This is a genomic window from Herbaspirillum robiniae (assembly GCF_002213415.1).
In the GTDB taxonomy this organism is placed as follows: domain Bacteria; phylum Pseudomonadota; class Gammaproteobacteria; order Burkholderiales; family Burkholderiaceae_D; genus Herbaspirillum; species Herbaspirillum robiniae.
The window spans coordinates 102,241-121,614 of record NZ_NJGU01000015.1; the positions used below are offsets into that span (position 1 = coordinate 102,241).

20 protein-coding genes and 1 tRNA gene are annotated in these 19,374 nt (G+C 64.6%); 8 read left to right on the forward strand and 13 right to left on the reverse strand.

Annotation, left to right across the window (positions count from 1 at the left end; all coding sequences use genetic code 11):
• Window positions 1-120 precede the first annotated feature (120 nt).
• The 6 genes from CEJ42_RS22240 to CEJ42_RS22265 form a co-directional block, all read right to left on the reverse strand.
• A complete protein-coding gene (locus CEJ42_RS22240) occupies window positions 121-687 on the reverse strand; it encodes a nuclear transport factor 2 family protein (protein ID WP_088752589.1) in 567 nt (188 codons plus the stop codon).
• A gap of 20 nt (window positions 688-707) precedes the next feature.
• Entirely contained in the window at window positions 708-1,235 is a 528-nt protein-coding gene (locus tag CEJ42_RS22245) for a flavin reductase (protein WP_079219225.1), read from the reverse strand.
• 5 nt (window positions 1,236-1,240) lie between these two features.
• Complete coding sequence (locus CEJ42_RS22250) at window positions 1,241-2,059, reverse strand: ABC transporter permease (RefSeq protein WP_088752590.1); 819 nt, start codon at window positions 2,057-2,059, stop codon at window positions 1,241-1,243.
• Window positions 2,056-2,853 (reverse strand): ABC transporter ATP-binding protein, encoded by a 798-nt coding sequence (locus CEJ42_RS22255; protein WP_088752591.1) that lies wholly within the window; start codon window positions 2,851-2,853, stop codon window positions 2,056-2,058. Before CEJ42_RS22255 ends, CEJ42_RS22250 begins: the two co-directional genes overlap by 4 nt.
• Before the next feature lie 4 nt (window positions 2,854-2,857).
• A complete protein-coding gene (locus CEJ42_RS22260; RefSeq protein ID WP_088752592.1) occupies window positions 2,858-3,814 on the reverse strand; it encodes an ABC transporter substrate-binding protein in 957 nt (318 codons plus the stop codon).
• A 160-nt stretch (window positions 3,815-3,974) separates the two neighbouring features.
• The gene (locus tag CEJ42_RS22265) at window positions 3,975-5,183 is read right to left on the reverse strand and encodes an acyl-CoA dehydrogenase family protein (protein WP_088752593.1); all 1,209 of its coding nucleotides are present in this window, start codon (window positions 5,181-5,183) and stop codon (window positions 3,975-3,977) included.
• An 86-nt stretch (window positions 5,184-5,269) separates the two neighbouring features.
• Here CEJ42_RS22265 and CEJ42_RS22270 point away from each other — a divergent pair, with 86 nt between their 5' ends.
• Window positions 5,270-6,193 (forward strand): LysR family transcriptional regulator, encoded by a 924-nt coding sequence (locus CEJ42_RS22270; RefSeq protein ID WP_079217076.1) that lies wholly within the window; start codon window positions 5,270-5,272, stop codon window positions 6,191-6,193.
• 165 nt (window positions 6,194-6,358) lie between these two features.
• Here CEJ42_RS22270 and CEJ42_RS22275 read toward each other — a convergent pair.
• Together CEJ42_RS22275 and ispB are read right to left on the reverse strand one after the other, a co-directional pair.
• Window positions 6,359-6,435 (reverse strand) — tRNA-Pro (locus tag CEJ42_RS22275).
• A gap of 16 nt (window positions 6,436-6,451) precedes the next feature.
• Complete coding sequence (ispB, locus tag CEJ42_RS22280; RefSeq protein WP_175354654.1) at window positions 6,452-7,381, reverse strand: octaprenyl diphosphate synthase; 930 nt, start codon at window positions 7,379-7,381, stop codon at window positions 6,452-6,454.
• Window positions 7,382-7,755: 374 nt separating this feature from the next.
• Here ispB and rplU point away from each other — a divergent pair, with 374 nt between their 5' ends.
• The 4 genes from rplU to proB all read left to right on the forward strand — a co-directional run bounded on the left by rplU (window position 7,756) and on the right by proB (window position 10,873).
• Complete coding sequence (gene rplU, locus CEJ42_RS22285) at window positions 7,756-8,067, forward strand: 50S ribosomal protein L21 (RefSeq protein ID WP_006713215.1); 312 nt, start codon at window positions 7,756-7,758, stop codon at window positions 8,065-8,067.
• Between the two features lie 60 nt (window positions 8,068-8,127).
• Entirely contained in the window at window positions 8,128-8,385 is a 258-nt protein-coding gene (rpmA, locus tag CEJ42_RS22290; protein WP_006713216.1) for a 50S ribosomal protein L27, read from the forward strand.
• Window positions 8,386-8,549: 164 nt separating this feature from the next.
• Window positions 8,550-9,659 (forward strand): Obg family GTPase CgtA, encoded by a 1,110-nt coding sequence (gene cgtA / locus CEJ42_RS22295; RefSeq protein WP_079217074.1) that lies wholly within the window; start codon window positions 8,550-8,552, stop codon window positions 9,657-9,659.
• A 95-nt stretch (window positions 9,660-9,754) separates the two neighbouring features.
• Window positions 9,755-10,873, forward strand: a complete 1,119-nt coding sequence (gene proB / locus CEJ42_RS22300) for a glutamate 5-kinase (RefSeq protein ID WP_079217073.1) — start codon at window positions 9,755-9,757, stop codon at window positions 10,871-10,873.
• Window positions 10,874-10,959: 86 nt separating this feature from the next.
• On the opposite strand, the gene CEJ42_RS22305 is transcribed toward proB, so the two are convergent.
• Window positions 10,960-11,544, reverse strand: a complete 585-nt coding sequence (locus tag CEJ42_RS22305) for a CNP1-like family protein (protein WP_079217072.1) — start codon at window positions 11,542-11,544, stop codon at window positions 10,960-10,962.
• A 5-nt stretch (window positions 11,545-11,549) separates the two neighbouring features.
• Window positions 11,550-12,128, reverse strand: a complete 579-nt coding sequence (locus tag CEJ42_RS22310) for an RNA pyrophosphohydrolase (RefSeq protein WP_079217071.1) — start codon at window positions 12,126-12,128, stop codon at window positions 11,550-11,552.
• A gap of 227 nt (window positions 12,129-12,355) precedes the next feature.
• On the opposite strand from CEJ42_RS22310, the gene CEJ42_RS22315 reads away from it, so the two are divergent.
• Complete coding sequence (locus CEJ42_RS22315; protein ID WP_088752594.1) at window positions 12,356-14,083, forward strand: proline--tRNA ligase; 1,728 nt, start codon at window positions 12,356-12,358, stop codon at window positions 14,081-14,083.
• Window positions 14,084-14,226: 143 nt separating this feature from the next.
• Here CEJ42_RS22315 and CEJ42_RS22320 read toward each other — a convergent pair whose 3' ends face one another.
• The 3 genes from CEJ42_RS22320 to ffh form a co-directional block, all read right to left on the reverse strand.
• Window positions 14,227-14,649 carry a hypothetical protein gene (locus CEJ42_RS22320; RefSeq protein ID WP_079219224.1) on the reverse strand — a complete coding sequence of 141 codons (423 nt, stop codon included), beginning with the start codon at window positions 14,647-14,649 and terminating at the stop codon, window positions 14,227-14,229.
• Window positions 14,650-15,057: 408 nt separating this feature from the next.
• On the reverse strand, window positions 15,058-15,540 hold the full coding sequence (locus tag CEJ42_RS22325) for an SWIB/MDM2 domain-containing protein (RefSeq protein ID WP_088752595.1): 483 nt from the start codon (window positions 15,538-15,540) through the stop codon (window positions 15,058-15,060).
• Between the two features lie 377 nt (window positions 15,541-15,917).
• Window positions 15,918-17,288 carry a signal recognition particle protein gene (ffh, locus tag CEJ42_RS22330; RefSeq protein WP_079217068.1) on the reverse strand — a complete coding sequence of 457 codons (1,371 nt, stop codon included), beginning with the start codon at window positions 17,286-17,288 and terminating at the stop codon, window positions 15,918-15,920.
• Between the two features lie 291 nt (window positions 17,289-17,579).
• Between ffh and CEJ42_RS22335 the strand changes: the two genes are divergently transcribed.
• Both CEJ42_RS22335 and CEJ42_RS22340 read left to right on the forward strand, forming a co-directional pair.
• Entirely contained in the window at window positions 17,580-18,539 is a 960-nt protein-coding gene (locus CEJ42_RS22335) for an ABC transporter substrate-binding protein (RefSeq protein WP_079217067.1), read from the forward strand.
• 10 nt (window positions 18,540-18,549) lie between these two features.
• On the forward strand, window positions 18,550-19,374 hold the full coding sequence (locus tag CEJ42_RS22340; protein ID WP_088752596.1) for an ABC transporter permease: 825 nt from the start codon (window positions 18,550-18,552) through the stop codon (window positions 19,372-19,374).

Below are 19,374 nucleotides of genomic sequence, written 5' to 3' on the forward strand. Positions count from 1 at the left end.
ACGCGGGAGCGGCAAGGGAGAGCGGCAAGGGAGAGCGGCAAGGGAGAGCGGCAAGGGAGAGCGCCGGCCGCAGGGCGACAACGCCGCGCGGCCGGGGAGGAGGGAATGGAAGCGGCGGCGTCAGCCTTCCTTCATCAGCACCGAATAGCCGGGAATGCTCTCGGCCCAGCCCTTGGTCAGCGGCGCGACGAACACGTTCTCGGTGCGGGTGCGGGCGATCTTCCATTCGCCGTCGACCTTCTTGAACAGGTTGTTGAGGCGGCTGGAGCGCAGCAGCGAAGAACCGTCGCCGAAGATCCACGGCTGGCAATGTACCCATTGGCCGTCGGCGCGCGTGCAGTCGGCGTCGACGTGGATCTGCTCCGAAGTCAGGTAGTGCACGTTGAGCAGCAGCTCGGGGTCCTTCTTCTGTCCCCAGAAGGCCTGGAAATGCTTGCGGATCGCATCCTTGCCCACGGCCTGGCCGAACTGGCCTTCGTAGTAGGCGCCCACGCCTTCCCAGATGGCGTCCTCGGCATAGAGCGCGAGGATCTTCTCGATGCGCTCGGCGTCGTCGGCCACCGGTTCGGGGCAGGGCGTGTCGCACAGGAACATGTAGCGGGCCTGGATGCGGCGGATGTCGGCTTCGGCCTCCAGCACGTCGAGGCGGCGCTTGAGCTGGAGGATCTCTTGTGAAACGTCGGTCATGAATGCGTCCTTGTCGGGTGTCAGCGCGCGGCGACGGCGTGGGCCGGGCCGAGCGGGTGATACAGGCGGTTGAAATAGATCAGGCCGTTGGGCTCGCCGGCGATGGCGATGTCGAGCACGCTGCAGAAGAACACGCTGTGCGTGCCCACCTGTTCGGCACGCGCGATCTTGCAGTCGAGGCTGACGGCGGCGTCGGCCAGCACCGGCGCGCCGCTTTGCAGCGTGCCCCAGCGAGCGCGCGCATAACGTTCATCGGTGGAGAGCCCGCGCCGCCCGAAGGCGTCGGACAGGCTCTCGTGCTGCGCGCCCAGCACGTTCACGCACAGCCTGCCGTTGGCCGCCACCACGTCGTGGGCGCCGGCCGACTGGTTGATGCAGACCAGCAGCGTGGGCGGCTCGTCGGTCACGCTGCACACCGCCGACACGGTCAGGCCGTGGCGTCCGGCGGGACCGTCGGTGGTGACGATGTTGACCGCCGCGCCGAGCCGGCTCATGGCGTCGCGAAACGCCTGCTTCTGCGTGGGATCGGAAGGGGATGCCTGGGCCATGATCGTCACAGGTAGCGCGCCAGCAGTTTTTTGGTGGCCACGCGCAGCACACGGTCGAACAGGTAGCCCAACAGGCCCAGCGCGATGATGCCGACGAACACCCACTCGGTGCGGCTGAAGTTGCGGGCGGTCCAGATCAGCGCGCCCAGGCCTTCGCGGGCCGACACGATCTCGGCCGAGACCACGGTCAGGAAGGAGTTGCCCATGGCGATGCGCGCGCCGGTGACCATGAAGGGCACGGTCGAAGGCAGGATCACGGTGCTCAGGATCTGCAGCTGGCCCGCGCCCAGCGAAGCGGCCGCGCGCAGGCGCAGCGGGTTGACCGCCTGCACGCCGGCGATGGTGTTGAGCGTGACGATGAAGACCGTGGTGTAGAAGATCAGCGCGATCTTGGACAGCTCGCCCGGGCCGAGCCAGATCACCGCGAGGGTGACGAAGGCGATCGGCGGGATGAAGCGGAAGAACTCGATGTAGGGATCGAGCAGCTGGCGCACCGTTTCGAAGCGACCCATGAAGATGCCCAGCGGCACGCCGACCAGCACGCCCGCGCCCCAGCCGGCCAGGATGCGCCCGGAAGAGGCGATCACCGATTGCTGCAGCGTGCCGTCGCCGATCAGCTCCAGCGCGGCGGCCCAGGTCATCGAGACCGAGGGCAGGAACAGCGGCGAGGTGGTCATCGACACCAGCTGCCACAGCACCAGGCCGCCGACGATGGCGATGACCGAGATGAGGAAGGGGCGCGCGGCCTTCAGGCGACGGCCCAGGTGCGATGGCTTGGCCGGCTCCTGCGCCGCCGGCGTGGCTGTCTGGGTAAGCTGCGTCATTTCATCAACTCCTCTTCGATCAAACCTTGTGCGCGCAGCACGCGCGTGACTTCCGCCCCGATGTCGTCGCGGATGCGCGCATACAGGGCCATGCATGCCGGGTCGGCGGGGTCGCGCGGATGCGGCAGCTCCACCTTCTCGACGGTCTTGATGTGGGCGCGCGGGCCTGCGGTCATGGTGACCACGCGGTCGGACAGCAGGATCGCTTCCCAGATGTCGTGGGTGACGAACACGATGGTGCAGCCGGTGCTCTTCCAGATGCGGTCGAGTTCGCCCTGCAGCACCTCGCGCGTCTGCGCATCGAGCGCGCCGAAGGGCTCGTCCATGAGCACCACCTTGGGCTCGTTGACCAGCACCCGGGCGATCTGCGCGCGCTGGCGCATGCCGCCGGAGAGTTCGCCGGGAAACTTGTCGATGGCGTGCTTCAGGCCCACCAGCGACACGTAGCGCTCGGCGGCGTCGCGCCGCGGCCCGGCGCCCACGCCGCGCAGCTTGAGTCCGTACTCGACGTTCTCGCGCACGGTCAGCCAGGGAAAGAGCGCCTCGGAGGACTGGAACACGACGCCGCGATCCGGGCCGGGGCCGGCCACCGGCTTGCCGTCGACCAGGATCTCGCCGGCCACGTCCTGGAAGCCGGCGATGGCGTTGAGCAGCGTCGACTTGCCGCAGCCCGAGGGGCCGAGCAGGCAGACGAACTCGCCGGCGCGGATGTCGAGATCGATGCCGGCCATGATCTCGTTGGCGCCGATGGTCAGGCCGACGCGCTTGATGGAGACAGACGAACCGCGTGCCATGGCCTTACCCCTTGTAGAAGCCGCGCTGCAGGATCTTGCCCATGTCCACCGGCGCCTTGATGGCTTGCTTGGAGAGCAGGAATTCGCCGATCGCATTGGCGGTCTTGAGGTCGGCGTCGCTGAAATCGCGTACCACCGGCTCCATGTCCTTGAGCGAGTTGAGGGTCTGCGGCACCGGGATGCGGGTCACCGCCTGCACCGATTGCGCGGCGCGCGGCGGGTCCTTGCGGGTGATCTCGGCGGCCTCGGCCAGCGCCTTGAGGATATTGCCCGCGACCTCCTTGTTGGTCGCCAGCCAGCCCGCGGTGGCCGACAGCCACAACGTGCTGGTGTAGCCGACGTCGCCGCAGGTCATCAGCACGTGGCCGCCTTGCTGCACGCCCAGCGTGGGCCAGGGTTCCCAGACGAAGTAGCCGTCGATGTCGCCGCGCGCCAGCAGCGCGGGCAGTTCCGGCGGACCGGAGCGCACCATCTCGACCTTGGTAGCGTCGATGCCCAGCTTCTTCATCGTCAGGCCGGTGACGTACTCGGACACCGAGCCGGCGACGATGCCGAACTTCTTGATCTTGTCGGCCGAGGCGATCTCCTTGCGCGCCACCAGCTTGAGGTAGGTCTTGGACTGGTAGGTCACGGCCAGCGGGCGCAGCTCGGCGCGCGACAGGCGCACGATGTGGGTCGGCTCGCCCGCGCAGGCCAGGTTGACCTGGTTGGCCACCAGCGCGTTGAGCGCCTCGCCGCCGTCGGTGTAGGACTGCACGGTGACGTTGGCGCCGTGCTTGGCGAACAGCTTTTCGTTGGCGGCCACGAAGAAGGCGGTGAACACGGGATCGGCGCCCACGCCGATGGTCACGGGTGCGCCTTGCGCCAGTGCGGGCAAGGTCGGCAGCGTGCCGGCGGCGATCATGGAGGCTCCCCCCAGGAGCAGGTTGCGGCGGCGTCGAGAAACGGTGGTGTGGGTCACGAGCTTTATCCTCATATTGGTGTGAGATGGAACGCCAGTGGAGTGGCGGCGGCGGCCCCGGAGCCGTACAGCGGAATTCCCGCAGGCCGGCAGGCCGCGGGAGGCGGCAGGCGCCTCCCGGTCGGCGCCTGCGAAGTTCGGTGCTGGGTGAAACCGTTTCCTACTTCATCGGCGCCAGTGATGGCATACCCTTCGCAAATACCGCGCCTGCGGTTTCGTAGTTCATTTCCGACAGCGCCGCGTGCTGCGTCACCACCATGGCGTCGCGCACGATGCGCTGCATGCGGTGGGTACGCTGGATGGCCGCCATGCCGGCCGCCTGGTAGGCTTCGTTGACCACTTCCATGGACACCCGCGCGGCATAGGTGGCGGAGAGCTTGAGCAGGGTGTCGAGCTGTTCGGAGACCGGGTTGCCCGCCAGGACCTGGTCCCAGGCGCGGCCGCAGGCGTCGTAGAAGAACATGCGCGCGCTGCGCCACTTCGCTTCGCCCATCCCCAGTTTGATGCGGTAGTAGGCGCGATCACCAAGTCGGGGCGCGCCCGGCATGATCTTGGCGCCGCCGGCCATCTCGGTGACGATGTCCAGTGCCGCGCGCGCCAGGCCGATGTTGACCGCAGCGTGCACTTCGGCCTGGTAGGCCAGCGAGGGATAGCGATACAGCGGCTCGTCGATCAGCCCCGGGGCGCCGCGCGCGCAGGTCCATTCATGCGCGACGAATTTGTCTTGCAGGCGGGTGTCGTGGCTGCCGGTGCCTTGCATGCCGACCACGTTCCAGTTGTGCACGATTTCCACTTCCGAGGCCGGCATCACGGCCATGATCGCCGGCGCCGGCACGCCGTCCACCGGCGGCGCATCGTTCTTGATGCCCACGCCGATCCAGTCGGCGCCCTTGCAGCCGCTGGCGAAATGCCAGCGCCCCGAGATCTTCCAGCCGCCGGGCGCGGCTTGCGCGCTTTGCAAGGGGTACAGGCCGCCGGCATAGACCTGGTCGGGGCCGCCGGCGTAGATCTGCTGCTGGGTGGCCAGCGGCAGTGGCGCCAGATAGGTATTGGCCGAGCCGAAGGCCGCGACCCATCCGGCCGAGCCGTCGGCGGCGGAAATGCGCTCCACCATCTGCAAGAATTCGCCCGGCGCCAGCGCCGCGCCGCCGAAGCGCTTCGGGGTGCTGGCACGGAATATGCCTGCACGTTTCATGGTGGCGATGGCGTCACGCGGCACATAGGTCAGCTGGTCGAACTCGTCGCGACGCGCCGTCACCTCGCGGATGATCGCATCCATCTCGGGACTCCATGCGGAAATGCCGGCGGCGCCGGCAGCAGGATCGGACACGGCGGGCGGCGAGGCGGGTTCGAGCAGCGAGTGGTTCATGATGGCTTCAATGGATGGCTGGTGTTGATGGGTTCAGTTTCACGGCTGGTCATGTATTAGTCAAATTCATAATAGTCATACATTAAATGAATAGAATTAATACAGAAACCATCGACCTGAACCTGATCCGGGTCTTTCTCGCGATCTGGGATACCAAGAGCCTCACCGGCGCCGGCGACAAGCTGTGCCTGACGCAATCGGCCGTCAGCCATGCGCTCAAGCGGCTGCGTTCCGAATTCAACGATCCGCTGTTCGTGCGGGAAGCCAATTCCATGGTGCCGACCACCGCCGCCACGCAGCTGCAAAGCCCGTTGCGCCAGGCCATCGGCATCATCAACGGCGCCGTGCTGCAATACGCCGCGTTCGATCCGGCGCGCGCCAGCCGCGTGTTTCGCGTGGCGATGTCGGATGTGTCCGAGTACTACTACCTGCCGCCGCTGCTGGCGGAGCTGGAGACCTCGGCGCCGCAGGTGCGGCTGGAAGTGGTGAGGCTGGATGTGCGCACGGTCGGCGCGTCGCTCTACACCGGCGACGTCGACCTGGCGGTGGGCTACCTGCCTGGATTAAAGGGAGAGTGCGAGCACAAATGGCTGTTGACGGACAGCTTCGTCTGCCTGGTGCGGGCCGACCATCCGATCGCCGCCGGGCCGCTCACGCAGGCCGCGTTCGCCGACCAGCGCTTCATCTATGTGAGCACCGAGGCCACCGGCCACCAGATGGTCGAGCGCTGGCTGGATGAAAGCGGGATTCGCCGCAACACCGCGCTGCAATTGGGACATTTCACGATGGCGCCGGAGATCGTGCGCCAGACCGACCTGGCGGTGATCTATCCGCGCAGCATCGCGCGGCGCGTCAATCGCCTGGGGGAGTTCGCCCTGCTGGAGCTGCCGTTCGAGACGCCGTCCATCGAAGTGCAGGTGCATACCCATTTGCATTTCGCCAACGACATGGGCATCCAGTGGCTGGCGGGCATGCTGGTCAACAGGATCTCGTCGCTGGCTGCGGCGTAGCTTGTGGATAAGTTAAGTGTGGGGGTAGGGCAGTATGGGGAAGGAGAGGATGAGGCGGGCAGCTGAGGTAACTGCTTGCGGAAAAAGAAAAAGCCCAGCGCGTGCTGGGCTTTTTTCTTTTTTCCTGCGTGTCCGAAGCAAGCCGAATGACTTGCCGGACGAATCTGGTCGGGGTGAGAGGATTCGAACCTCCGGCCTCTACGTCCCGAACGTAGCGCTCTACCAGGCTAAGCTACACCCCGTCGAGTGAGAACTGAATCAATGATTCCGGTCTACTGCGAAAGCCGATAATTCTAACAGGGATTTTTTGAATTGGCTATCCGGAAGTGAAACTATTGCGTCCGCCGCGCGTCGCGCCGCGATTTCGGCCTGCTCGCGGGTGTAGGCCAGGGCGCCCGAGTGGGTGATGGCGGCCAGCACTTCGTCGAAATGCTGCTCGTCGCCGTTCTCGATACAGGTGCGCACCAGTTCGCGCTGCTGCGCGGTGCCGTGCTGCATCAGCCAGATCAGCGGCAGCGTGGGCTTGCCTTCGCGCAGGTCGTCGCCGACGTTCTTGCCGATTTCTTCGCTGTTGCCGGAGTAGTCCAGCACGTCGTCGATGAGCTGGAAGGCGGTGCCGATGGAGCGGCCGTATTCGCCGGCGGCTTCGATGCCGGCTTCATCGGCGCCGGCGATCAGGGCGCCGATCTGGCTGGCGGCCTCGAACAGCTTGGCGGTCTTGGAGCGGATCACCTGCAGGTAGCCGGACTCGTCGACGTCCGGGTTGTGCATGTTGAGCAGCTGCAACACTTCGCCCTCGGCGATGACGTTGGTGGCGTCGGCCACGATTTCCATCACGCGGGGGTTGCCCACGCCCACCATCATCTGGAAGGCGCGCGAGTACAGGAAGTCGCCCACCAGCACCGAGGCGGCGTTGCCGAACATGGCGTTGGCGGTCTGCTTGCCGCGGCGCAGGGAGGATTCGTCGACCACATCGTCGTGCAGCAGGGTGGCGGTATGGATGAACTCGATCACCGCCGCCAGCGAGTGGTGGTGCTCGCCCTTGTAGCCGAAGGCGTTGGCGATGAGCACGACCAGCACCGGGCGCAGGCGCTTGCCGCCGGCGCTGATGATGTATTCGGCCACCTGGTTGACCAGCGGCACCTCCGAGTACAGTTGCCGGCGGATGACGGCGTTGACCGCTTCCATGTCGGCGACGATCGGTTGCAGGATGGTTTGTTGCGAAGCGGGTTGTACGGCGGCAGACAAGGCGGAACCTGTGGGAAATGGGTTATCACGAGATTATACGATGACAACGCGTCCCCACGCCAAAGGCGGTGGCGACGGATTTTCCGGGATTCCCGTGCTGCGGGGAAACTTTTGGCCGGATGGGCCTTGCCAGGGCTGCAACGGTGCCTGATTGTCCTTCCGGAAACTGTGTTGCGTTGCGGTCTACGCGGCGCCCAAGCCCTTTGACCGAGGAGCTAAGTCTATGTATAATTTGGGGTTTTCCTGTTTCGCCAGCAATTTATCGCAGGGCGCGCAGGAGAAAATCGTTCATTAATCATTCGATGAGGTTTCACATGTACGCGGTCATAAAAACCGGCGGCAAACAATACAAAGTTGCTGCTGGCGAAAAACTCAAAGTAGAACAGATACCGGCTGACATTGGCTCCGAAATCACTTTGGATCAGGTGCTCGCAGTGGGCGCCGGCGAAACCGTCAAGTTCGGTGCGCCGCTGGTCGCAGGTGCAACGGTGCTGGCTACTGTGGTAGCGCAAGGTCGCCATGACAAGGTCCGTATCTTCAAGATGCGTCGCCGTAAGCACTATCAGAAGCGTCAAGGCCACCGTCAGAACTACACCGAACTGCAAATCGTCTCGATCAACGCTTAATTGCGTTGCACATCGGGATCCGGTTCACCAGTTCAATTCAAAGTAATCAAGGAGTCTTAAATGGCACACAAAAAAGGCGGCGGCACTACGCGCAACGGCCGTGATTCAGAATCGAAGCGCCTCGGCGTCAAGGTTTACGGCGGCCAAGTGATCAACGCAGGCGGCATCATCGTGCGTCAACGCGGCACCCGCGTCCACGCTGGTGAAAACGTCGGCGTCGGCAAGGACCACACCCTGTTCGCCCTGAAGGACGGCAAGGTGAAGTTCGTTGTCAAGGGCCTGCAACAGCGCCAGTACGCTACCGTCGTCACGGCTTAAGCGTATCGGGCCATCCGGCTTCGGCCGGAACAGGCATCAAAAAAGGCTCTGCCCCTGGTGGAGCCTTTTTAGTTTTTTGAAGAGCCGTCAACAAAGCGCCGCGTCATCCTTGCATGTCGATGGCACCGACGTTTTGTTTACGGCTCCACAGGGGTTGTAGAACCATGAAATTCATCGACGAAGCCAAAATTGAAGTTATCGCCGGCGACGGCGGCAACGGCGTGGCCAGTTTCTGCCGCGAAAAATTCCGTCCCTTCGGCGGACCCGACGGCGGCGACGGCGGCAAGGGCGGCAGCATCTGGGCCGTGGCCGACCGCAACGTCAACACGCTGATCGACTACCGCTACGCCAAGCTGCACCGCGCCGGCCGCGGTGAAAACGGCCGCGGCTCCGATTGCTACGGCAAGGGCGCCGACGACATGTACCTGCGCATGCCGGTCGGCACGCTGATCGTGGACAAGAACACCGGCGAGCACATCGCCGACCTGACCCACCACGAACAGACCGTGCTGCTGGCCAAGGGCGGCGAAGGCGGCTGGGGCAATATCCACTTCAAGACTTCGACCAACCGCGCGCCGCGCCAGAAGACCGAAGGCAAGGAAGGCGAACATCGCGAACTGCGCCTGGAGCTGAAGGTGCTGGCCGACGTTGGCCTGTTGGGCATGCCCAACGCCGGCAAGTCGACCTTCATCACCGCCGTGTCCAACGCGCGCCCGAAGATCGCCGACTACCCGTTCACCACGCTGCATCCCAACCTGGGCGTGGTGCGCGTGAGCCATGAAAAGAGCTTCGTGATCGCCGACATTCCCGGCCTGATCGAAGGCGCCGCCGACGGCGCCGGCCTGGGCGTGCAGTTCCTGCGCCACCTGCAGCGCACCGGCCTGCTGCTGCACATCGTCGACGTCGCGCCGTTCAACGAGGAAGTCGATCCGGTCAAGGAAGCCAAGGCCATCGTCAAGGAGCTGAAGAACTACGACCAGTCGCTGTTCGACAAGCCGCGCTGGCTGGTGCTCAACAAGCTGGACGTGGTGCCCGAGGGCGAGCGCGCCAAGCGCGTGAAGGACTTCGTCAAGCGCTTCGGCTGGAAGGGCCCGGTGTTCGAAATCTCGGCGCTGAACCGCGACGGCTGCGAAGAGCTGATCAACGAGATCTACAGCTACCTCGAGACCAAGCGCGCCGAAGAGCATCGCGCCGAAGAAACGCAGATGACCGAGGAAGCCCGCGGCATCTCCAGCATCGATCCGGACGATCCGCGCTTCAAAGTCATCGACTGAGCAATTGCGCCGGTCGCGCTGCCCCCACGGGCGGCTGCGCGGCCGTTCCGTTCAGGCTATCATCTCCGCTTTCGGATTTCGCGTCTCAGAACAATATGCAATCGGTCATTCAAAGCGCCAAACGGCTGATCATCAAGGTAGGTTCATCGCTGGTCACCAATGACGGCAAGGGCTTGGACGCCGGCGCCATCGCGCGCTGGGCCGAGCAGATCGCGCAGTTGCGCGCGCTGGGCAAGGAAGTGGTGCTGGTCAGCTCCGGCGCCGTGGCCGAGGGCATGCAGCGCCTGGGCTTTGACAAGCGCCCCACCGGCATCCATCACCTGCAGGCCTGCGCCGCCGTCGGCCAGATGGGCCTGGCGCAGATCTACGAAACGAGTTTCCGCAAGCACGAACTGCACACCGCCCAGGTGCTGCTGACCCACGCCGACCTGGCCGACCGCGAGCGCTATCTGAACGCGCGCTCCACGCTGTTTGCGCTGCTGCAGCTGGGCGTGGTCCCGGTCATCAACGAGAACGACACGGTCGTCACCGATGAAATCAAGTTCGGCGACAACGACACGCTGGGCGCGCTGGTGGCCAACCTGATCGAAGCCGACGCGCTGGTGATCCTGACCGACCAGCCTGGCCTGTTCACCGCCGATCCGCGCAAGGATCCGGCCGCGACCTTGATCACCGAGGCGCGCGCGGGCGACCCCGCGCTGGAGCTGATCGCCGGCGGCACCGGCACCGGCATCGGCCGCGGCGGCATGCTGACCAAGATCCTCGCGGCCAAGCGCGCGGCCACTTCGGGCGCGCATACCGTGATCGCCTGGGGCCGCGAAGAGAGCGTGCTGACCCGCCTGGCCGCGGGCGAAGCGATCGGCACCCAGTTGAACGCCGAGACCGCGCAGCTGACCGCGCGCAAGCAATGGATGGCCGACCACCTGCAGACCGCCGGTCGCGTGGTGCTGGACGCCGGCGCAGTGCAGAAGCTGACTTCGGAAGGCAAATCCCTGCTGCCCATCGGCGTGGTGGAAGTGGCCGGCGAGTTCGGCCGCGGCGACGTGATCACCTGCGTGGACGCATCCGGCCGGGCGATCGCGCGCGGCATGAGCAACTACACCAGCTCGGACGCGCGCCGCATCATCCGCCATCCGTCCTCGGAAATCCACGCCATCCTCGGGTTCGTGGAGGAGCCGGAGCTGGTCCACCGCGACAACATGGTGCTGCTCTGATCAGGTCGGAAATTGTATAAACGATAAAAAAGCGCGGCCATGCCGCGCTTTTTTCATGGCGCCCCGGAAGGGCGTTTCGCGTCGGTTCAGCGGCGTACCGGATCGATGCGCGTCTGCGACTTCAGGCGGGCGACGATGCTCTTGAGGTTCTCGTTGTCGGCGATCATCTTGCCGTCGCAGAAGTAGTCGCGGAACAGCGCGCCGTCGATGCGGTTGACGCCGATGTCGCGGATCGGCTGCCATTTGTCGCGGCGCGAGCGCGACCACTTGCCGTCCGGATGGCCGAAGGCGTAGGTCTTCTTTTCCCAGGTCTCGCAACGCATGCCTTCATACATGACGTTGACGGCGCCGCCTTCGGTGCGGGTCACGACCGTGTAGCGGACCACCTTGTCGCCGCCGATGGAGACCGAGTTCAGGTCCACATAGGCCTTCATGGTGGCGTTGGGGCTGAGGTAGAACTCGGCCAGGTTCTGGTCCTGCGGCGTGGGCGGCAGCTGCACGGCGATTTCCTGCCAGGGCTTTTCTTCGTCGTCGAAGTCCTCGTCCAGGCTTTGCGCCAGCGTGCCGGCGCAGGCGGCGGCCAGCGAGCACGCCAGCACGGCGCGGCGCAGCAGGCGCAGATTGGAGGAGGACGATTTGGCGTACTGCTGGGGCTGCTGGAACGATGGCATGGGACTCACTTGGTGTCGGGCGAAGGGGCTGCGTCGGGCGGCAAGGCCTGTTGCGGCTGGTTCTTGTGCTGGTTGCCGGGGCGCGCGCCGCGCGGGTGCGGACCATGCGAAGGGCGATTCAGGAAGCGCGAGAGCTCCTGCAGCGCCTGCTGGTAGACCTCGCGCTTGAACTCGATCACCACGTCCAGCGGGACCCAGTAGTCGTGCCAGCGCCAGGCGTCGAATTCGGGATGCGAGGTGCCGCGCAGGTTGACGTCGCAGTCGCGGCCGACCATGCGCAGCAGGAACCAGATCTGTTTCTGGCCGCGATAATGGCCGCGCACTTCGCGCTTGATGAAATGGTCGGGGACTTCGTAACGCAGCCAGTCGCGGGTGCGGCCGATGATCTTCACATGTTCGGCGCGCAGGCCGATTTCCTCTTCGAGCTCGCGGAACATCGCCTGCTCGGGCGTCTCGCCGTGCTTGATGCCGCCTTGCGGAAATTGCCATGAGTGCTCGCGCACGCGCTTGCCCCACCACACCTCGTTCTGGGCGTTGAGCAGAATGATGCCGACGTTCGGGCGAAAGCCTTCTCGATCCAGCATGGTGTACCTCAAAACTTTCTGCGGCTGGACGTCCCTCTCAGGCGGACTCGTGCGACTGCGCGCGCGGCCGGAACGGCAGCGCGGCGGGCGCGTCAGGAGCAATCACATCGATAAGCGGATGTCATTGAAACTAGGACCAATTCTGCAAAGAGTGGGCGCATCAGCCAGCTAATCCTTTAAAATTAGAACGATTATAACCCTCCTCTTTTTAAAAAGAACCGACCGTCATGCGCGCCTCACGTTTTTTTATTTCCACCCTGAAAGAAGCTCCTTCTGACGCTGAAATCGTCAGCCACAAGCTGATGATGCGCTCGGGGATGATCAAGCGTCTTGGCGCCGGCATCTACACCTATATGCCGATGGGCCTGCGCGTGATCCGCAAGGTCGAGGCGATCGTGCGCGAGGAAATGAACCGCGCCGGCGCCATCGAGCTGCTGATGCCGGTGGTGCAGCCGGCCGAGCTGTGGCAGGAAACCGGCCGCTGGAACAAGATGGGCGCCGAGCTGATGCGCGTGAAGGATCGCCATGGCCGCGACTTCGCCATCCAGCCGACTTCCGAGGAAGTGGTGACCGACGTGGCCCGTACCGAGCTGCGCAGCTACAAGCAGCTGCCGGTGAACTTCTATCACATCCAGACCAAGTTCCGCGACGAGCGTCGCCCGCGCTTCGGCCTGATGCGCGGCCGCGAATTCACGATGAAGGACGCCTACTCCTTCGACCGCGACATGGACGGACTGAAGAAGTCCTACCAGGCGATGTATGACGCCTATGTGCGCATCTTCACCCGCTTCGGTCTGGAGTTCCGCGCCGTGGCCGCCGACAACGGCGCCATCGGCGGTTCCGGTTCGCATGAGTTCCACGTGATCGCCGCCACCGGCGAAGACGCGCTGGTCTACTGCCCGACCTCCGACTACGCCGCCAACATGGAAGCGGCCGAAGCGCTGGCCATCGACAGCGCGCGCGGCGCCGCCAAGGAAGAACTGAAGAAGACTGCCACTCCCGGCAAAGCCAAGTGCGAGGCCGTGGCCGAACTGCTGGGCCTGCCGCTGGCGCGTACCGTCAAGTCCATCGTGCTGGCGGTCGACAACGAAGATCCCGCCAAGAAGGAAATCTGGCTGCTGATGCTGCGCGGCGACCATGAACTGAACGAAGTGAAGGCCAGCAAGGTCCCGGGCCTGGGCACCTATCGCTTTGCCAACGAAGCCGAGATCGTCGAGTACTTCGGCACCCCGCCGGGCTACCTGGGCCCGATCGGCACCAGGAAGCCGGTCAAGGTGGTGGCCGACCGCACCGTGGCCAACATGGCCGACTTCGTCTGCGGCGCCAATGAAGCAGACTTCCACTACACCGGCGCCAACTGGGGCCGTGACCTGCCCGAGCCGCTGGTGGCCGACCTGCGCAACGTGGTCGAGGGCGACGCCTCGCCGGATGGCCGTGGCGTGCTGGCGATCCAGCGCGGCATCGAAGTGGGCCACGTGTTCCAGCTGGGCACCACCTATTCGGAGTCGATGAAGGCCACCTACCTGGATGAAGCCGGCAAGCCGCAGCCGCTGGTGATGGGCTGCTACGGCATCGGCGTGACCCGTATCCTGGGTGCGGCCATCGAGCAGAACTTCGACGAGCGCGGCATCATCTGGCCGACCTCGATTGCGCCCTTCCAGGTGGTGCTGTGCCCGATGGGCTACGACCGCAGCGAAGCGGTCAAGACCGAGATCGACAAGCTGTACGCGCAGCTGACCGATGCCGGCGTGGACGTGGTGCTGGACGACCGCGGCGAGCGCCCGGGCGCGATGTTCGCCGACTGGGAGCTGATCGGCGTGCCGCACCGCATCGTGGTGGGCGACCGCGGCCTGAAGGACGGCAACGTCGAATACCAGGGCCGTCGCGATACCGAAGCGACCCAGGTGCCGCTGGCCGACGCGCTGTCCTTCATCAAGGGCAAGCTGGCGGCCTGAGGCTTCGACGCCGCACAACGACGCGGCGCCACGGGAGGACGATAAAAAAGGCGGATGCCAATGGCATCCGCCTTTTTCTTTTGCTCTCTGCTCTTCCTTGTTCTTTTGCAGGCCGTTCCGCTTGCAGCTTCCTGCTTTCCTGCTTACTGGCTGGACGTCGGCGTGCCCGGAACGATGGTCACGGTCTCGCGGTAGATGCCGCCGTCGCGCGCATTGCCGTCAGCCACGCCGCCACCGTTCATGCGCTTTTCGCAGTCGACGCGGTTGATCTGCGGCAGGCCTTCGCAGCGCTTCATGGCGTTTTCCTTCAGTTGCGCCTGGCCGGGGTCGGTCAGGTTGCCGCGGCCCGCTTCATACTTGGCGGCGCCGGCCTCGCGCAGGCAGGTGGCGCGATCCTGGTTGGAGCTGCCGTTGTTGCAGGCGGCGACCTCCTGCTTGTAGGTCGAGTTGTCCGCCTTGCCGGCCGCGAAGACATGCGAGGCGCCGCCCAGGGCGGCCAGGCCGATCACCAAGGCACAGGCCGAACGACCGATCTGGTGATGAAATTTGGGTTGCTGGTTTGCCATGGTCATTTCCTTTCTTGTGTGGATGCGCTTGCGGCAAGCTCATCGATGAATGACTGGTGATAGACACCCGTTTCCGCCGGCGGGTTCGCGCTTGCATCGGGGCAATCATTGCAGGATGTTTCGCGGTCGCAGCGACCGCAAACTGCCCGCAGGCACGCGCCGATGCAGGCCGCGCAGACACCACTGCAAAGTAGCCCCATGGTAGGCGGCGCACGGCGGCGGCGCCATCAGAAAAGCGGACGATATCGGGTCGGACAAGCGGAATGCGCGCGCAGGAGAAACGCGCACGGGGGAGGGCGGGGAGGCAGGATGGCGTCGCGTTGAAACATTCCGTCACAAAACAAAAACGCCCGCATGCTGCGCGGGCGTTTTTGTTTGCAAGACGCTTGCAAACCGCGGACGGCGAGATCAGCTCAGGTGGGCCGAAATCAGCTTGGTCATTTCGAACATCGTGACCTGCTTCTTGCCGCCGAAGATGGCTTTGAGCTTGTCGTCGGCATCGATGTTGCGCTTGTTCTCGGTGTTTTGCAGCTTGTGCTTCTTGATGTATTCCCAGACCTTCTTGGTCACCTCGGTGCGCGGCAGCGGCTTGGAACCGACCACTTCGCCCAGGGCTGCCGACGGGGTCAGCGGCTTCATGAATGCGGCATTGGGAGTGCGCTTCGCGGCGGGCTTCTTGGCTGCCGGCTTGGCTGCGGTTTTTGCTGCGGCCTTCTTCGGTGCTGCTTTCGGAGCTGCCTTTGCTGCTGGCTTGGCCGCCGGCTTGGCGGCTGCCTTCGGGGCCGCCTTAGGCGCTGCAGCCTTGGCTGCGGGCTTCTTGGCTGCCGGTTTGGCGGCGGTTTTTGCTGCGGGCTTCTTTACTGCGGCTGCTGGTTTTTTTGCTGTGGCCATCTGAAAGACTCCTTCGACAAGGAATGGATTGGATGCGTCAATTACGCACCGCTAATAGTGGTGTGGATTGCGCGGCCACGCAAGTATTTTTTACGGGTTTTCGGCGCAAAAACACCGGGAAACAACGGGCCCGGCCGATTCGCCGACAAGCCGCGCCGGTAAAGGGATCGCGGCGGATGGCAGTGGACCGCGCAACAGCATTATTCGCACCATCGGCGGGCGTGATCCGGCGATGTAAACCGCGTGTTAATTTTTACAATTTCAGCGCCGTTTTCGTGCGTTCTCCAGGACGGAGAAAAGAGGCGGGAAGGAGAAGGGAGGGGCGCAAGAAAATCCGGCGGCGCTGCGGCCGCCGGACAGAGGGAAACCGGGGGATTTCAGCGCATGCCGCCGGGCAGCATGCCCTTCATGCCGCGCATCATCTTCATCATGCCGCCGCCCTTGAGCTTCTTCATCATCGATTGCATCTGCTCGAACTGCGACAGCATGCGGTTGACTTCCTGCACCTGCACGCCGGCGCCGGCGGCGATGCGGCGCTTGCGGGCCGCCTTGATCAGCTCGGGCTTGGCGCGTTCGGCCGCGGTCATCGAATTGATGATGCCTTCCATGCGGCGCACGTTCTTCTCGGCCTGGTCCATGTTGGCGTTGCCGGCGGCGGCTTGCATCTGCGCCGGCAGCTTGTCCAGCAGGCCGGAGAGGCCGCCCATCTTCTTCATCTGCGACAGCTGCGCCTTGAAGTCGTTGAGGTCGAACTTGCCGCCGCCCTTGATCTTGTTGGCCAGGCCTTCGGCCGCGGCCATGTCCACGCCCTTGCGGGCTTCCTCGACCAGCGCCAGGATGTCGCCCATGCCCAGGATGCGGTTGGCCATGCGCGAGGGGTCGAAGGCTTCCAGGCCGTCCAGCTTCTCGGCCACGCCGGCGAACTTGATCGGCTTGCCGGTGATGTGGCGCACCGACAGCGCGGCGCCGCCGCGCGAGTCGCCGTCCAGCTTGGTCAGCACGATGCCGGTCAGCGGCAGGGCGTCGCTGAAGGCGCGGGCGGTGTTGATGGCATCCTGGCCGAGCATGGCGTCGACCACGAACAGGGTTTCGATCGGCTTGATGGCGCTGTGCACGGCGCGGATCTCGTCCATCATCTCCTGGTCGATACCCAGGCGGCCGGCGGTGTCGACGATCAGCACTTCGTGATGGTGCTTCTTGGCCCAGTCCAGCGCGGCCAGGGCGATGTCGACCGGCTTGTCGGTCGGCTGGCTGGGGAAGAAGTCGGCGCCGGCCTGGCCGGTCACGGTTTCCAGCTGGCCGATGGCGGCCGGGCGGTAGACGTCGGCGGAGACGGTCAGCACTTTCTTTTTCTTGTTTTCGCGCAGGTACTTGGCCAGCTTGCCGACGGTGGTGGTTTTACCCGCGCCTTGCAGGCCGGCCATCAGGATGATCGCCGGCGGCTGGGTGGCGAAGTTGAGCTGCGAGGCCTCGGGGCCAAGGTCGGCGCCCATCAGGCTGGCCAGCTCGCGCTGCACCACGCCCACCAGCGCCTGGCCCGGGGTCAGCGAGCCGATCACTTCTTCGCCGACCGCCTTTTCCTTGACCTTGGCGATGAACTCGCGCACGGCGGGCAGGGCGACGTCGGCCTCCAGCAGCGCCAGGCGCACTTCGCGCAGCATCTCGGCGGTATTCGATTCGGTCAGGCGCGCCTCGCCGCGCATGGTTTTGACGACTTTGGCGAGGCGTTGGGTCAGGTTGTCTAGCATGGTGATGTCTGCAAATGAGTGAGGCCCGCGGCCTGAAAGCGGCGCGGGGCCGGGCAATCCCGCATTTTAACCGATCGGCCCGCCGCACTCGCGGCGGCGATGCTGTCCATATGGTGGTTGTAAGGGAAATTAACAGCTTGTACTGGGGCCTGACTTTGTGTATACATTTGGCCTGAATTTCCAAGCGCATCAAGAGCAAAAAGGCCCCGGTCCCGCCGGGCGCCCGACCATCGAGACCTGCCGGAGCGCACCGGCCAACGGAACAATAACGAGCACAAGAGGAGAACGGAAATGCAGAAGAAACTGATCGCACTGGCCCTGCTGGCGAGCGCCGGCTTTTCGGCAAGCAGCCAGGCCGCCGACGAGGTGATCCGCCTGGGCAACCTGAAATTCGCCCACTACGGCGCGGTGTCCTATATCAAGGAGATCGCCCCCAAGTGCGGCATCAAGGTCGATGAAAAGGTGTTCCCCAAGGGCCCCGACGTGATGCAGGGCATCCTGGCCGGTGAGCTCGACGTGGGCACCACCGCATCGGAGGCCGCCATCTCGGGCCGCGCCAACGGCGCGCCGATCTACGTGGTGGCCGGTTTCGCCAAGGGCGGCGCGCGCCTGGTGGCGGGCAAGGATTCCGGCATCAAGTCGGTCAAGGACTTGAAGGGCAAGAAGGTCGGCGTCACCCGCGGCGGCATCCACGAGGTGCTGCTGGACGCCGAGCTGGGCCAGAACGGCCTGTCGGCCAAGGACGTGACCATCGTCTACCTGGCCTTCGCCGACCTGAACCAGGCGCTCCTGGGCAAGAACATCGACGCCATGATGCAAAGCGAGCCGCAGTCCTCGCAGGCCATCAACAAGGGCTTCGGCGTGGAGGTGATGAAGCCTTACGACACCCCGATCGGCGAACCCTACCGCACCATGGTGATGACCGAGAAGTTCTACAAGGAAAAGCGTCCGCTGGCCGAGAAATTCATGAAGTGCTTCCTGGAAGCCACCAAGACCTTCATGGACAAGCCGGAGACCGCCGAGAAGTACGTGCGTGAAGTGATCTTCAAGAACCAGATCACCAAGGAAGACTTCTACGACGCCATCGGCAACTCGCCTTATGCCTACAACATCACGGCCGAGCATATCCAGGTCACCACCGACACCATGGCCAAGTACGGCACCGGCAAGATGGCCAAGCCGCCGGTGGCCAAGGATTGGGTGAAGCTGGACCTGCTCGATGATGCCAAGAAGAGCATGAACCTCAAGTAAGGAAGGCGTCATGGCAAAACAGAAGACGGGGGGCGTCCTGCAGGGACTGCTGGTGCCCCTGATCGTGATCGCGATCTGGGAAGGCGCTTCCCGGGCAGGCTGGATCAATCCGCAGATCCTGCCTTCGCCCTGGGCGGTGCTGCACAAGTGGTACGAGTACGCCACGCCGATGAAGCCCTACGACGCCGCCGCCGACGGCAGCTGGCTGGCCTGGGCCTTCTCGGGCGAGCTGGTGATGGACGCCATCGGCAGCCTGTACCGCGTGGTGGCGGGCTTCCTGATCGGCGCCGGCCTGGCGTTGCCGCTGGGTCTCTTGATGGGTTCCAGCCAGCGCATCTACGGCCTGATGAACCTGACCGTGCAGGTGATCCGCCCGATCCCGCCGATCGCCTACATCCCGCTGGCGATCCTGTGGTTCGGGCTGGGCAATCCGCCGGCCCTGTTCCTGATCTCGCTGGGCGCGTTCTTCCCGGTGCTGATGAACACCATCGCCGGCGTGCGCCAGGTCGACAGCATCTACCTGCGCGCGGCGCGCAACCTGGGCGCCAGCCAGAGCACGCTGTTCATGCGCGTGATGCTGCCGGCGGCCGTGCCCTACATCCTGTCGGGCGTGCGCATCGGCATCGGCACCGCCTTCATCGTGGTGATCGTGGCCGAGATGATCGCGGTCAGCAACGGCCTGGGTTTCCGCATCATGGAAGCGCGCGAGTATTTCTGGTCGGACAAGATCATCGCCGGCATGATCACCATCGGCCTCTTGGGCCTGGCGATCGACCTCGGCATGAGCCGCCTGAACAACTACATGCTGCGCTGGCACCGCGGGCTGGAGAACTGA

Excerpts from the sequence above, each read along its gene's own strand:
- CEJ42_RS22255 (WP_088752591.1), bottom strand. The coding sequence starts at position 2,853 with ATGGCACGCGGTTCGTCTGTCTCCATCAAGCGCGTCGGCCTGACCATC.
- CEJ42_RS22245 (WP_079219225.1), bottom strand. The coding sequence starts at position 1,235 with ATGGCCCAGGCATCCCCTTCCGATCCCACGCAGAAGCAGGCGTTTCGC.
- CEJ42_RS22310 (WP_079217071.1), bottom strand. The coding sequence starts at position 12,128 with ATGCTGGATCGAGAAGGCTTTCGCCCGAACGTCGGCATCATTCTGCTC.
- CEJ42_RS22335 (WP_079217067.1), top strand. The coding sequence starts at position 17,580 with ATGCAGAAGAAACTGATCGCACTGGCCCTGCTGGCGAGCGCCGGCTTT.
- CEJ42_RS22305 (WP_079217072.1), bottom strand. The coding sequence starts at position 11,544 with ATGCCATCGTTCCAGCAGCCCCAGCAGTACGCCAAATCGTCCTCCTCC.
- CEJ42_RS22325 (WP_088752595.1), bottom strand. The coding sequence starts at position 15,540 with ATGGCCACAGCAAAAAAACCAGCAGCCGCAGTAAAGAAGCCCGCAGCA.
- CEJ42_RS22315 (WP_088752594.1), top strand. The coding sequence starts at position 12,356 with ATGCGCGCCTCACGTTTTTTTATTTCCACCCTGAAAGAAGCTCCTTCT.
- proB (WP_079217073.1), top strand. The coding sequence starts at position 9,755 with ATGCAATCGGTCATTCAAAGCGCCAAACGGCTGATCATCAAGGTAGGT.
- rpmA (WP_006713216.1), top strand. The coding sequence starts at position 8,128 with ATGGCACACAAAAAAGGCGGCGGCACTACGCGCAACGGCCGTGATTCA.
- rplU (WP_006713215.1), top strand. The coding sequence starts at position 7,756 with ATGTACGCGGTCATAAAAACCGGCGGCAAACAATACAAAGTTGCTGCT.
- ispB (WP_175354654.1), bottom strand. The coding sequence starts at position 7,381 with ATGGAAGCGGTCAACGCCGTCATCCGCCGGCAACTGTACTCGGAGGTG.
- CEJ42_RS22270 (WP_079217076.1), top strand. The coding sequence starts at position 5,270 with ATGAATAGAATTAATACAGAAACCATCGACCTGAACCTGATCCGGGTC.
- ffh (WP_079217068.1), bottom strand. The coding sequence starts at position 17,288 with ATGCTAGACAACCTGACCCAACGCCTCGCCAAAGTCGTCAAAACCATG.
- cgtA (WP_079217074.1), top strand. The coding sequence starts at position 8,550 with ATGAAATTCATCGACGAAGCCAAAATTGAAGTTATCGCCGGCGACGGC.
- CEJ42_RS22320 (WP_079219224.1), bottom strand. The coding sequence starts at position 14,649 with ATGGCAAACCAGCAACCCAAATTTCATCACCAGATCGGTCGTTCGGCC.
- CEJ42_RS22240 (WP_088752589.1), bottom strand. The coding sequence starts at position 687 with ATGACCGACGTTTCACAAGAGATCCTCCAGCTCAAGCGCCGCCTCGAC.
- CEJ42_RS22340 (WP_088752596.1), top strand. The coding sequence starts at position 18,550 with ATGGCAAAACAGAAGACGGGGGGCGTCCTGCAGGGACTGCTGGTGCCC.
- CEJ42_RS22250 (WP_088752590.1), bottom strand. The coding sequence starts at position 2,059 with ATGACGCAGCTTACCCAGACAGCCACGCCGGCGGCGCAGGAGCCGGCC.
- CEJ42_RS22265 (WP_088752593.1), bottom strand. The coding sequence starts at position 5,183 with ATGAACCACTCGCTGCTCGAACCCGCCTCGCCGCCCGCCGTGTCCGAT.